This window comes from Mesorhizobium sp. DxT (assembly GCF_058448885.1).
Genome location: NZ_JBZFLJ010000001.1, coordinates 110,707 through 123,232, shown reverse-complemented (window position 1 = coordinate 123,232; position 12,526 = coordinate 110,707). Strand labels below are relative to the sequence as shown.

Here is a 12,526-nt window from a genome sequence, read left to right as displayed (position 1 = left end):
ATGCTTACGGCCCAAACACCTCGTACCGAACGAAAAGGCCCTCATCCCGGGATAGCCCACTGCCAATGAACCCTCGCGACGTGAAGCCGATCGAACAACCGCAGGAGCCGCGCTGGCTGGGCACCACCGCGTCTTCGCGCATCGGCCTCATACCGCCTATTTCGGCGGCGCGCTGGCTGCTGGTGGCGGTGTTGGCGGCCGGTATCTATTTCTTCCACGGCTTTCTGGTGCCTGTACTGGCGGCGATGGTCATCGGCTTTGCAAGCTGGCCGATCTATCGCGACATCCTGCGGCGCTGCGGCGGAAACCGGACAATCGCGGCGACGGTCGCGATCCTGCTGATCCTCACCTTCCTGATCGTGCCGATCGTGATTGCGGTCAGCTACACGATCACCGAGGTTGGCCAATGGTTCAACTGGGCGGTCGAGACCAACCGCACGGGCTCGACGACGCCGGAGTGGATGGCTGCGCTGCCGGGCATCGGCCAGTGGATCGACGAGCAGTGGTATCGATATATCGGGCACCCGGGCGCGATCGGCGAGCTTGTGCAGATCGTCAGCGGCGCCAATATCGGCAGCATCTATCGTGGAGTGCTCGCGGCGGGCACCGGCCTCTTCGACCTGCTTTTGACGCTGCTGTTCATGATGATCGCGCTGTTCTTCGTCTATCGCGACGGCGAGAATTTCGTGGCACAGCTCGATACTCTGGGCGAACGCATCCTGCCGATGCGCTGGGAGCGGATTTCGCGGGTTGTGCCGGCAACCATCAGCTCCACCGTCATGGGCATGACGCTGATCGCCATCGGTGAAGGTATCGTGCTTGGTATCGCCTACTGGATCGCGGGCGTGCCGTCGCCCGTGACGCTGGGCGTGATTACGGGCGTCATGGCGCTGGTGCCGGGCGGTGCGCCGCTGTCGTTCACGCTGGTGTCCGTCTATCTGGTGGCTTCCGGCTCGCCGGTAGCCGGTGTTGCCCTTTTCGCCTGGGGGGCGACCGAGCTTTTCATCGTCGACAAGACGCTGCGCCCGAGGTTGGTCGGCGGACCGATCAAGCTGCCGTTCCTGCCGACATTCTTCGGCCTCATCGGCGGCGTGAAGACGATGGGCTTTCTGGGGCTGTTCATCGGCCCGGTGCTGATGGCGCTGCTGGTGGCGATCTGGCGCGAATGGCTGCACGAGATGCGGACAACGGAAACTGTTCTGGCGCCACCGGACCATACGCCGGCACGGCCGCCGGCGTCGTCGCCGCCGGCCTGATCCGCTCCTTGGGCGTTGCGCCCAGAGCACCCGATAGCGTCATATCGATGCGGTGTGAAATTACCGGCTTGACGGGAGCGGGCCTAATGCCGCTTTTCAATGATGCGCTCCGGGCTCGCCCGGCATTCTCGATTCGAACAACCCAACCTGGTGCATGACCGAAGCAAACCTGCTCTTGCTCCTGATTTTGCTGCCTTTCATGGGCAGCGTGCTGGCGGCCATGCTGCCAGGCAACGCACGCAACGCCGAGGCGTGGCTTTCGGGCGGGTTGACCATCGTCGCGTTCGCGATAACCACATCGCTGTTTCCGTCGGTCGCGAATGGTGGCGTTGTGCGCCGGCAGGTCGAGTGGCTGCCGGAGTTCGGGCTGAATTTCACGCTGCGGATGGACGGCTTCGGCTGGATGTTCTCGATGCTGATCACCGGCATCGGTTTCCTCGTCGTGCTCTATGCGCGCTACTACATGTCGCCGAAGGACCCGGTTCCGCGCTTCTTCTCGTTTTTCCTGGCGTTCATGGGCGCCATGCAGGGCATGGTCATCTCCGGCAACCTGATCGTGATGGCGATCTTCTGGGAGCTGACCAGCATCTTCTCCTTCCTGCTGATCGGCTACTGGCACCATAATGCAGCGGCGCGCGACGGCGCGCGCATGGCGCTGACGATCACCGGCATCGGTGGTCTATGCCTGCTCGTCGGGCTCATCATCATCGGCCATATCGTGGGTAGCTACGAACTGGACGACGTGCTGGCATCCGGCAACCTGATCCGCGAGCATGAGCTCTATACGCCTGCCCTTCTGCTGATACTGATGGGCGCGCTGACCAAGAGCGCGCAGTTCCCGTTCCACTTCTGGCTGCCTAACGCGATGGCCGCGCCCACACCTGTCTCGGCCTACCTGCATTCCGCGACCATGGTGAAGGCCGGGGTCTTCCTGATGGCGCGACTATGGCCAGTGCTGTCCGGGACAGACGAATGGTTCTTCATTCTCGGCTTCGCGGGCATGAGCACCCTGCTGATCGGCGCATTCTTCGCGATTTTCCAGCAGGACCTGAAGGGGCTGCTGGCCTATTCGACGATCAGCCATCTCGGCCTCATCACGACACTGCTGAGCCTTGGCAGCCCGCTGGCGGCGGTGGCTGCGATTTTCCACATGATGAACCACGCGACCTTCAAGGCATCGCTCTTCATGGCGGCGGGCATCATCGATCATGAGGCGGGCACGCGCGATATGCGGCGCCTGTCGGGGCTCATCACCTTCATGCCGATCACGGCGACGCTGGCGATGGTCGCCAGCGCCGCCATGGCGGGCGTGCCGCTGCTGAACGGGTTTCTTTCGAAGGAAATGTTCTTCGCCGAGACGCTGGAACAGCACCACGGCTCGATACTCGACGGCCTGACGCCTTACGCCGCGACGATCGCAGGCGCATTTGCCGTCACCTATTCCGTCCGGTTCATCCATACGGTCTTCTTCGGCCCCAAACCCACGGACCTGCCGCGCGTGCCGCACGAGCCGCCGCACTGGATGCGGGTGCCGATCGAGGTTCTGGTGCTGATCTGCCTGATCGTGGGCATCGTGCCGGGCATTACCGTTGGACCCTATCTGCACGCAGCCGTGGTGGCGGTGCTGGGCGATCGCACGCCGGCCTACAGCCTCTCGGTGTGGCACGGCTTCAACATGCCGCTGATCATGAGCCTTTTGGCGTTTGTGGGCGGCATCTTCCTCTACCTGGCGCTGCGCCGCTACCTTGCGACCTGCGAGGACGGAACGCCGTTCCTGCGCAACCTCAAGGGCCAGCGTATCTTCGAACGCATCCTGGTCACGATTTCCTGGCGCTGGGCGCGCTGGATGGAGACCGCTTTCGGGACGCGGCGGCTGCAGCCGCAGTTGCGGCTCGTCCTGTTCCTGGCGCTGGTGGCGGGCGCGTGGCCCGTGCTGCGCATCGGCTTCGTGCCGGAGACGCCCACACTCGGAGGCATCGACCCGATCTTCGCGGCGATCTGGGCTGTTGGCGGCATCTGCGCGCTGGGCGCGGCCTACAAGGCCAAGTATCACCGCCTCGCCGCGCTGGTGCTGATGGGCGGCGCGGGCATCGTGACCTGCATCACCTTCGTCTGGTTCTCTGCGCCCGACCTGGCGCTGACCCAGCTTCTCGTTGAGATCGTGACGACCGTGCTCATCCTTCTCGGGTTGCGCTGGCTGCCCAAGCGCCTCGAGCAGGTCGACAACGCGACGACGTCGATTGCGCGCATGCGCCGGCATCGCGATTTCGCGCTGGCGGTCGCGTGCGGCGGTGGCATGGCTTTCTTGTCGTATGTGATGATGACGACGCCCTGGCCGGAGTCGATTTCCGAGTTTTTCCTCCTCAACGCCTATCCGGAAGGCGGCGGCACCAATGTCGTCAACGTGATCCTGGTCGATTTCCGCGGCTTCGACACGTTCGGCGAGATCGTGGTGCTCGGCATCGTGGCGCTGACAGTCTTCGCGCTGTTGCGACGTTTCCGTCCCGCTGCCGAAAGCATCGGCGTGCCCGAGCAGCAGCGCATCCAGGACGCCTACGACGATGATCGCACGGACCGGGAAGTGGGCGAAACCGTGCGCGAGTATCTGATGATCCCGTCGGTCATCATGCAATGGCTTTTCCCGGTCACGATCCTGCTTGCGGCGTATCTGTTCCTGCGCGGTCACGACCTGCCGGGCGGCGGCTTTGCCGCAGGTATCACCATGGCAATCGGCTTCCTGCTCCAATATCTGGCAGGCGGCACGCGCTGGGTGGAAGACAGGCTGCGCATCCTCCCGGTGCGCTGGATCGGCTTCGGCCTGCTGATGGCGGCCTTTACCGGCATCGGTTCGTGGCTGTTCGGCTTTCCGTTCCTCACATCCTACTTCCAGTACACCGAGGTGCCGTTCATCGGGAAAGTGCCGACGGCGACCGCGCTTCTGTTCGACCTCGGCGTCTTCTCGCTGGTGGTCGGCGCGACCGTGCTGATCCTTATCGCCATCGCGCATCAGTCCATACGTAGCCACCGTGCACGCGCGATCGAGGCGACGAAGGCCGAAGAGCTGGAAGAGGAGTTCGTCTGATGGAACTGACGCTCTCCCTCGGCATCGGTCTTCTGGTCGGATCGGGCGTCTGGCTGATTCAGCGCCCGCGCACCTATCAGGTGGTCATCGGTCTGGCGCTGCTGTCCTACGCGGTGAACCTCTTCATCTTCTCCATGGGACGCCTGACCAACCGGCTTGCCCCCGTGATCGACACCTCGGTCGAGGTCGATCCGTCAGCCTTCGTCGACCCTGTGCCGCAGGCGCTGGTGCTGACGGCCATCGTCATCGGATTCGCGACCACGGCGCTGTTCCTGGTGGTTTTGCTGGCCGCCCGTGGCCTTACCGGTACCGACCATGTCGACGGCAGGGAGCCCGAGCGATGAGCGTGGCGCCCCAGCACCTCGTCATCGCACCGATCCTGCTGCCTCTGGTGGCGGGAGCGCTGCTGCTGTTCTTCGACGATCGTGAGCGCCTGCTGAAGGCGACGGTCTCGATCCTGACGTCGGTGGCCCTGCTGGCGATCTCGCTGCTGTTGCTGCGCATGGCGCATGCCGACGGCGAACCCGACAAGGGTCGGGTCGTGGTTTACCTTCTTGGCAACTGGCCGCCGCCCTTCGCAATCAACCTTGTGCTCGATCGGCTCTCGGCGATGATGCTGGTGCTGACCAGCCTTCTCGCCATCCCCTCGCTGGTGTTCTCGATCGGCCGCTGGCATCGCGCCGGCCCGCATTTCCATACGCTGTTCATGTTCCTGCTGATGGGGCTCAACGGGGCATTCCTGACAGGCGACCTCTTCAACCTGTTCGTCTTCTTCGAGATCATGCTCGCGGCATCCTACGGGCTGATGCTGCACAGCTCGGGCACGCAGCGCGTCAAGGCAGGCCTGCACTACATCGCCATAAACCTGCTGTCGGCGCTGCTTTTCCTGACCGGCGTGGCGCTCATCTACGGCACAACCGGCACGCTCAACATGGCCGACCTGGCCATCCGCATTCCGCTCGTGGATCCCGGCAGCCGCATCTTCCTCGAAACCGGTGCGGCCATTCTCGGCGTCGCGTTCCTCATCAAGGCCGGCATGTGGCCGCTGTCGTTCTGGCTGCCGACGACCTACACCGCGGCGCCGGCGCCGGTTGCCGCGATCTTTGCGATTCTCAGCAAGGTGGGCGTCTATGTCATCCTGAGGCTGTCGCTGCTGTTCTTCGTCGAGACGCCGGACAGCTCGCCCGGTTTCGGCTCCTGGCTGCTTTTTGTCGGCGGCATGGCCACGATCGCCTTCGGCACATTCGGCGTCCTGGCCTCGCAGGCCCTCGGGCGGCTCGCGGGCTTCTCGGTGCTCGTCTCATCCGGCACGCTGCTGGCGACGATGGGCCTGCTGCAGGTCGACGTGACGGCGGGAGCGTTGTTCTATCTCGTCTCCTCCACACTGACGATCGGGGCCTTTTTCCTGCTGATCGAGCTGATCGAACGCGGCCAGGACTCGATTGCCAACGTGCTCGCGGTGACGATGGAAGCGTTTGGCGAGGACGGCGACGAAGAGGCAGAGGAAGAGGTGGTTGGCGTGTCGATACCCGGCACGCTCGCGATCCTCGGCATAAGCTTCGGCGCCTGCGCGATCCTGCTGGCGGGCCTGCCGCCGCTGTCGGGTTTCGTCGCCAAGTTCGCGATGCTGACCGCGATGCTGAATCCCGATGGTTTCGGGCAGGGCGGGACGATCCCGCAAAGTGCTTGGTGGCTGGTCGCCATGCTGATCGCATCCGGTCTTGCAGCCTTGATCTCCATGAGCCGTGCCGGCATCCGCGCGTTCTGGGCACCGCTGGAGGTGCGCGTGCCGCGCGTGCTTCTTATCGAGATCGCGCCAGTGGTGGGGCTGCTGTTCCTGACGCTTGCCCTGACGACGCAGGCCGGGCCGGTGATGCGCTATATGGAGGCGACCGCAACGAGCCTCTATGCACCGCAATCGTATATCGAGGGTGTGATGGAAGCGCCGCGGGCGACGCGGCCGCAGCGGGAGCAGGGCGAATGAGCCGCGTCTTTCCCTATCCGCTGCTGATCGCGTCGCTGGTGACGATGTGGCTGCTTCTGACGAGTTTCTCGCTTGGTCAGTTCATCGTCGGGCTGGCTGTCGCGCTTGTTGCCGCGCAAGGCATGGCAGCGCTGCACCCATCGAAGCCGCGCCTGCGGCGCTGGGACCTGATCGGCAAGCTGGTCGTGACTGTTGTGTATGATGTCGTGCGTTCGAACATCGATGTGGCGCGCATCGTGCTCCAGGGTTCGCGCCGCCCGAATACGTCGGGCTTCATGATGATCCCGCTCGAACTGCGCGACCCGACCGCGCTTGCGTTGCTGGCGGTGATCCTGACGGCTACGCCCGGCACGGCCTGGCTCGACTACAACGCCTCACGCGGGACGCTGCTGCTCCATGTTTTCGACCTCGTCGACGAGGAGACGTGGTACGAACTGATCAAGACGCGCTACGAGCACCTGCTGATGGAGATATTCGAATGAGCGTCGCGATCCTCACCCTGGCCGTCACGATCGCGCAGGCCGCACTCGCTGTCGCCATGGCGTTCGCGATGGTGCGGATGATGCGGGGACCACGCGCGCAGGATCGGGTGCTCGGGCTCGATACGCTCTATGTGAATTCGATGCTGATGCTGCTGGTTTTCGGCATCCGCACCGGCAACACCCTTTATTTCGAGGTGTCGCTGATCATCGCCGTGCTGGGTTTCGTGGCGACGGTGGCGCTGGCCAAGTTCCTGATGCGGGGGGAGGTGATCGAATGAGCCATATCGCCGAGCTTCCGCTGTGGGCCTCCGTGCTGGTCTCGATCTTCCTGCTGATTGGAGCGGGACTGACGCTGATCGGGTCTTTCGGCTTCTATCGGCTGGGTTCCTTCTACGACCGGCTGCATGCGCCGACGCTCGGCACGAGCTGGGGCGCGGCAGCGATTCTGATCGCGTCGATGATCTGCTTCAGCGTGCTGCAGTCGCGCCCGGTTTTCCATGAACTGCTGATCGGGATATTCATTACGATCACGACACCGGTGACGCTGATGCTTTTGGGGCGCGCCGCGCTCTACCGCGATCGGGCGGAAGGCAATCCCGAAGTGCCGGCGATGGATCCGCCGAAGGGCGTGATCGAGCCGGGCGCTGCCCAGGAGTAAGCGTACGGAACCGGCCACCGGGAACTGGACAGGCACGATGCAATCGATCACCCGCCATATCATTACCGGAGTGCTGACGGTCATTCCGTTGTTCGTTACGGTCTGGATCGTCTGGTTCGTGGTGGACATGCTGATCTGGACGGGAAGGCCGGCGACGCTGGCGTTGTCAGGCATGGTGCGGCCGACGTCGCCCGAAATCGCCGACCTCATTCTGGCAGGCTGGTTCCAGTCGGGCCTGGCGCTGCTGCTGGTGCTGATCTTCCTTTACGTGCTCGGCAGGATCGCCAACGCCGTGGTGGGACGGCGATTTCTCGGCATGGTCGACAGGCTCGTCGATGCGGTGCCATTGGCCCGCACCATCTACGGGGCGACACGCACGTTGATCCGCTCTATGGGCGGCGATGGCGTGGCGGCAGGTCAACGCGTCGTGCTGATTGAGTTTCCGTCGCGCGACATGCGTGTCGTCGGCATCGTTACCCGCATTTTCCCCGCGACCGAGGATCAGCCGGAACTGGCCACGGTCTATGTGCCGACGACGCCGAACCCGACGTCAGGGTTCGTGGAGATCGTGCCGACATCGCGGTTGACCTGGCTCGACTGGAGCAAGAACGACGCCATGGCCTTCATCGTTTCCGGCGGCTCGATGTCGCCCGACACGTTCCCCATCAACTGGCCGGAGGACATCCGGCGCCCGATCATTCCTTCTGATGCGCAAGCTGGGTCCTCTCGAAACCCAGAACCACAAACAGGGCAATGATGAAGGGTATGATCAGGTAGAGCAGCCTGAAGACCAGCAGGGCCGCCAGAACGTCGGCAGGGTCCATGTCCGACAGGCCGGTTATGAACACCAGCTCTAGAACGCCCAGCCCACCCGGCGCATGCGAGAGCAGGGCGGCCGAGAACGACACCAGGAATATGCCGAGCACGATCAGGAAGCCCGGATTTCCGGCTTCCGGCAGTGCGAAATAGATGATGGCGGCGGCGCCGATGAGTTCAAGCGGCGCAATCACGAGCTGGCGCGCGACGATCGGCAGGCGCGGATAGTGAATTTCGAAGCTGCCGACCTTCAGCGGCTTCAGGTGCAGCGCGCTGCCGATGACGTAGAGCAGCACAAGAGCAAGCAGCAGCAGACCTGTCGCCGCCGAGGCTTCCATCGGCAGCACGTCGACGAAGCGTTCGGCAAGGCCGGGCTCCAGGATCAGCACGAAGCCGGCCAGCATGATCGTGCCGAGCGCGAAGGTGAACGAGCAGAATGCGACGAGGACGCCGACTTCAGCCGCGCCGAGCCCCTTTGCACTGTAGGCGCGGTATCGCACCACCGAGCCCGAGACGACCGAAGCGCCGATATTGTGCGACAGCGCATAGGTGGTGAAGGAACAGAGCGTGATGTAGGTCCAGCCGACGTGGCGTTTCAGGTGCAGCAGCGCCAGATGGTCGTAGCCGGCCAGCGCGGCATAGGCGAGCAGCGTTGCCAAGGCGGCGAGAATCCAGTCCTTCGCCGAAATTGCAACAAGACTGCCCCACAGCTCGTCGAGTGAAAGGCCTCGCAGCTCGTGGTAGAGAAGCCAGATCGAGAATGCCACGGCCGCCACACCGACGACGGGCCAGAAATATTTCCTCACCTTCAAGGTGTACTCCCCTTGAGGTCTCGACCGGTGAACCGGCCGTACCATTTCGTTTTTTGCAGGGCGCCGGCACGATTCGTGCAAAGCCCCGAGTGCGCGACAGGTCGCGCCGCCGCGCTCACACCCCAAACCGCCCTCGGCATCATAAGCGCGAAAGTGGTAACGGAATTGAAAACGACTGACATGAACACGTGATCGATGCTGGTGTCTATGGTCTCGCTGCGTCAGGTGCGTTGATTGAACCGCAAAATCAGCCGCCGAACCAAGGCTCGTACCCACGATTGACGGCCGTGTGGATCGCCGGCGGCATCGACCCAACGGATGCCCGGCGGGGAGGTTCCGAACGCGTAGGCAACGCGCAGCAGGCTCATTGCTGTTGAATACGGCGTTGCCGGCGAATTTACGGCGAAGCGCGTCGGCTAACGCGCCGACTTCGGCTCAAGCGCCGCAATAACGGCCGCCAGATCGGCATTCGACCGGGTATCGGCCTTCATCGCGCCCATGCGGGCCTGGGTGTCGGCGATCGCGTCGGCAAGGCGATCATTGCGGCCGAGCGTGGCCATGGTTGCGGCACTTTCACGCATTTCGGCGGCACGGCGGTTGCCATGGGTCAGCGTGCGCTCGAACTGGTAGTGCGCGAAATTCGGCCAGCCGAGGCCGGGGAACGAGCTGCCGAGCGACTTGAGAACGTAGTCGAGGCAACCTGACGCCTGCGCGGCCAGCAGTGCCTCGACCGTGATCGCCTCCAGCCCCTTCACAAACAGGCTGCGTACCATCTTGATCGCTGTCGCAGCACCCGCTTGGGGACCGACGACCTCGAAATCGAAGCCGAAATCCGCAAGTGCCTGTCTTGTGGACGGTTCGACGTTGCCCGCAAGCAGCACCGGCGTGCGGTGCCCGCGCGGATGAACCGGCGCCATGACGGCCATGTCGAGATATGCGGCGCCGGCTGCGGAGACGTGCCCAGCACTCTCCTGCTTGCGCTGCGGCGAAACCGAATTGATGTCGAAGAAGGTCTGGTCGGGGTGCAGCCAGCCGGATGCCGCCCGTGCCGCCTCAAGGCTCTGGTCGGCGGTCACCGCGCTGACGATCCAGTCGCAATCCGAAAATCCTTCCGCCGACGAGGTGACGGCGACCACGTCGCATTCCTTCATCAAGGCGGCGCAGGGGCCCTGTGAGCCTTCGCTGTCGAGCAGGATGTCGTAGGCGAAGAAGGCAAGCGCCGGGTCGGCCTCGGCGAGGCTTTTCCGGAAGGCGCGCGCGGCTTCGCCGAAACCGATAAAGCCGATCTTCATGGCCGGCTCAGCCTTTCCCGGTCTCGACCGGCGGCGTGCCGTGGGTATGGAAGCTTTCGATGGTTTTCAGCCCCCAGGCCTGTCCCTTCTTGCGCTCGGTCTCGGTCCAGGTGACGGTCGGCCAGTCTGGCCGCAGGATCAGCCGCGCGCCGGCATTGGCCACCTCGACGCGGTTCCCCGCAGGCTCGTAAGCGTAGAGGAAGAAGGTGCCCTGGATCGCGTGCTTGTGCGGGCCGGTCTCGATGAAGACGCCGTTTTCGAGGAAGATGTCGGCGGCGCGCAGCACGTCCTCGCGCTGGTCCACCGCGTAGGTGATGTGGTGGAAGCGGCCGCGCTGGCCGGAATGATCTTCCGTATAGGCGATGTCGTAGGTCTTGTTGTTGACCGTGAACCAGCAGCCGCCGAGGCGGCCGTTGTCGAGCTGGATCTGCTCCGTCACACGGCTGCCGAGCGCCTTCGTCATGAAGTCGCGGATGACCGACACGTCGGCGGCCAGCAGGTTGAGGTGGTCGATGCGGCGCACGGCGACGCCGCGTCCGTGGTAGCGCTGGGCGAGGTTCTTGAGCGCAGGGCGCTCCTGTGGCGGGGCCTCGTAGACCTTTGTGTCGTAATAGAGCTCGAAGATGTGGCCGTCCGGATCGTTGAAGCGATAGGCGCGGCCATGGCCGAGATCGCCGTCGTGCCAGCCTATCCCGCACCCCATCTGTTCGATGACAGCGACGCGGCGCTGGAGAGCGGCTTGTGAGGACGTGCGGTAGGCGACGTGCCCGACGCCGGTCGTCCCGGCCGCGGTGAGCTTCAGCGTGTGGAATTCGTAGTCGTCGAAGGCGCGCAGGTAGACGGAGTCGCCGTCGCGGCCGCTCTCGGTCAGGCCATAGACGTTGACGAAGAAGTCGAGGCTTTCCTCGGGCCTGTCGGTCAGGAGCTCGACATGGCCGAGATGGGCCACGTCGAAACACGGTTCGGTCTCGCTCATTCTTTCCTCCCGCCCGCCGCCGACCGGCCGGCCGCAGGCACTCTCATTTTACTAGAGTGCGGCGGTCCGGCTTGTCGATCAAATTCGTCTGAGACGATGCCGGGCGGGCGAGGATCAGCTTCGCGCCGTCGCGTTGATCCGGGAGGCTACGGTGTTCAGGGCCTCGAGCTTGGCTTCGGCCGAGCCAGCGGACCATGCTGCGTCGAGGGTCGAGACAAAGGCGGTGAACTGTTCCAGCTCCTCGCCGGCGGCATCCACCGTCAGCGGCTGGTCGTCATAGGCTTCGACGAAACGCTGCGCGGCAAAGGAGATGAGGAACAGCGCGGCCGCGTTTTCCGGCTCGTCCGCGATGCGGGCGCGCGCGGCGCGGGCGCAGGCTTCATAGGCGCGCACGCCTCCGCCCTGTTCGTTCAAACCCTTTACAAGCGTATCAAACATGATCCGTTTCCTTGGCTACGAGCGCGGCAGTTCGGATATGCCGCCGTGGTTGGCCGACCATTGGACCGGCGCATTGAGGAAGCTTTCCACTTCGGCGATCGTCTCGGCGGAAAAGCGCTTCTGTTCCTTGCAGACGCTGAGGATGTCCCACCACGTCGCCAGATAGTGCAGCCGCATGCCGGCCGCTTCCAGTTTCTGAGGCGTGTCGGGGAAGATGTCGTAATAGAAGACGGCGAAGGTGTCGGTGACGCGCGCCCCGGTCTTGGAGATCGCCTCGGCGAACTTGATCTTGCTGCCGCCGTCTGTGGTCAGGTCCTCGACCAGCAGCACGCGCGCGCCTTCTTCCAGCGTGCCCTCGATCTGGGCGTCGCGGCCGAAGCCCTTGGGCTTCTTGCGCACATACTGCATCGGCAGGCCCATCCGGTCGGACAGCCAAGCGGCGAAGGGGATGCCGGCCGTCTCGCCGCCGGCCACTGCGTCGAACTGTTCGAAGCCGACATTTCGGAAGATGACGGAGGCCGCGAAATCCATGATCGCAGAGCGGATGCGCGGGTAGGAAATCAGCTTGCGGCAGTCGATGTAGACCGGGCTCGCGAGGCCTGAGGTGAAGGTATAGGGCTGATCTGCGCGGAAATGGACGGCGTTGATCTCCAGCAGCATCTTGGCCACCGTTTCGGATATCACCGCGCGATCTGGAAAAGTGTTGGAGAACATGGCTTCACCCCAAAAG

Annotated in this window: 13 protein-coding genes; 8 read left to right on the top strand and 5 right to left on the bottom strand. The window is 63.9% G+C overall.

Going from position 1 to position 12,526, the window contains the following annotated elements; translation table 11 throughout:
* The first annotated feature begins 65 nt into the window (after window positions 1–65).
* The 8 genes from ACVJNE_RS00525 to ACVJNE_RS00490 all read left to right on the top strand — a co-directional run bounded on the left by ACVJNE_RS00525 (window position 66) and on the right by ACVJNE_RS00490 (window position 8,219).
* Complete coding sequence (locus ACVJNE_RS00525) at window positions 66–1,256, top strand: AI-2E family transporter (RefSeq protein ID WP_499562036.1); 1,191 nt, start codon at window positions 66–68, stop codon at window positions 1,254–1,256.
* A gap of 154 nt (window positions 1,257–1,410) precedes the next feature.
* Window positions 1,411–4,338, top strand: coding sequence for a monovalent cation/H+ antiporter subunit A (locus ACVJNE_RS00520; RefSeq protein ID WP_499562034.1), 2,928 nt, complete (start codon window positions 1,411–1,413; stop codon window positions 4,336–4,338).
* Window positions 4,338–4,682 carry a Na+/H+ antiporter subunit C gene (locus ACVJNE_RS00515; protein WP_173192463.1) on the top strand — a complete coding sequence of 115 codons (345 nt, stop codon included), beginning with the start codon at window positions 4,338–4,340 and terminating at the stop codon, window positions 4,680–4,682. Before ACVJNE_RS00520 ends, ACVJNE_RS00515 begins: the two co-directional genes overlap by 1 nt.
* Window positions 4,679–6,322 carry a monovalent cation/H+ antiporter subunit D gene (locus ACVJNE_RS00510; protein WP_421926070.1) on the top strand — a complete coding sequence of 548 codons (1,644 nt, stop codon included), beginning with the start codon at window positions 4,679–4,681 and terminating at the stop codon, window positions 6,320–6,322. The genes ACVJNE_RS00515 and ACVJNE_RS00510 overlap by 4 nt, the downstream gene beginning before the upstream one ends.
* Complete coding sequence (locus ACVJNE_RS00505) at window positions 6,319–6,804, top strand: Na+/H+ antiporter subunit E (RefSeq protein ID WP_499562031.1); 486 nt, start codon at window positions 6,319–6,321, stop codon at window positions 6,802–6,804. Before ACVJNE_RS00510 ends, ACVJNE_RS00505 begins: the two co-directional genes overlap by 4 nt.
* On the top strand, window positions 6,801–7,082 hold the full coding sequence (locus tag ACVJNE_RS00500; RefSeq protein WP_368804241.1) for a K+/H+ antiporter subunit F: 282 nt from the start codon (window positions 6,801–6,803) through the stop codon (window positions 7,080–7,082). Before ACVJNE_RS00505 ends, ACVJNE_RS00500 begins: the two co-directional genes overlap by 4 nt.
* Complete coding sequence (mnhG, locus tag ACVJNE_RS00495; protein ID WP_173192455.1) at window positions 7,079–7,462, top strand: monovalent cation/H(+) antiporter subunit G; 384 nt, start codon at window positions 7,079–7,081, stop codon at window positions 7,460–7,462. Before ACVJNE_RS00500 ends, mnhG begins: the two co-directional genes overlap by 4 nt.
* A gap of 37 nt (window positions 7,463–7,499) precedes the next feature.
* Window positions 7,500–8,219: a DUF502 domain-containing protein gene (locus ACVJNE_RS00490; RefSeq protein ID WP_499562029.1), complete on the top strand. Its 720-nt coding sequence runs from the start codon at window positions 7,500–7,502 to the stop codon at window positions 8,217–8,219.
* Here ACVJNE_RS00490 and ACVJNE_RS00485 read toward each other — a convergent pair.
* The 5 genes from ACVJNE_RS00485 to ACVJNE_RS00465 form a co-directional block, all read right to left on the bottom strand.
* Window positions 8,158–9,090, bottom strand: coding sequence for a lysylphosphatidylglycerol synthase transmembrane domain-containing protein (locus ACVJNE_RS00485; RefSeq protein ID WP_499562027.1), 933 nt, complete (start codon window positions 9,088–9,090; stop codon window positions 8,158–8,160). The two genes, ACVJNE_RS00490 and ACVJNE_RS00485, sit on opposite strands and share 62 nt — an antisense overlap.
* Before the next feature lie 416 nt (window positions 9,091–9,506).
* Window positions 9,507–10,382: an NAD(P)-dependent oxidoreductase gene (locus tag ACVJNE_RS00480; protein WP_499562025.1), complete on the bottom strand. Its 876-nt coding sequence runs from the start codon at window positions 10,380–10,382 to the stop codon at window positions 9,507–9,509.
* 7 nt (window positions 10,383–10,389) lie between these two features.
* On the bottom strand, window positions 10,390–11,358 hold the full coding sequence (locus ACVJNE_RS00475) for a catechol 2,3-dioxygenase (RefSeq protein ID WP_499562023.1): 969 nt from the start codon (window positions 11,356–11,358) through the stop codon (window positions 10,390–10,392).
* Window positions 11,359–11,472: 114 nt separating this feature from the next.
* The gene (locus tag ACVJNE_RS00470) at window positions 11,473–11,796 is read right to left on the bottom strand and encodes a hypothetical protein (protein WP_368804246.1); all 324 of its coding nucleotides are present in this window, start codon (window positions 11,794–11,796) and stop codon (window positions 11,473–11,475) included.
* A gap of 15 nt (window positions 11,797–11,811) precedes the next feature.
* Window positions 11,812–12,510, bottom strand: coding sequence for an orotate phosphoribosyltransferase (locus ACVJNE_RS00465; protein WP_173192443.1), 699 nt, complete (start codon window positions 12,508–12,510; stop codon window positions 11,812–11,814).
* Between the last annotated feature and the right edge of the window lie 16 nt (window positions 12,511–12,526).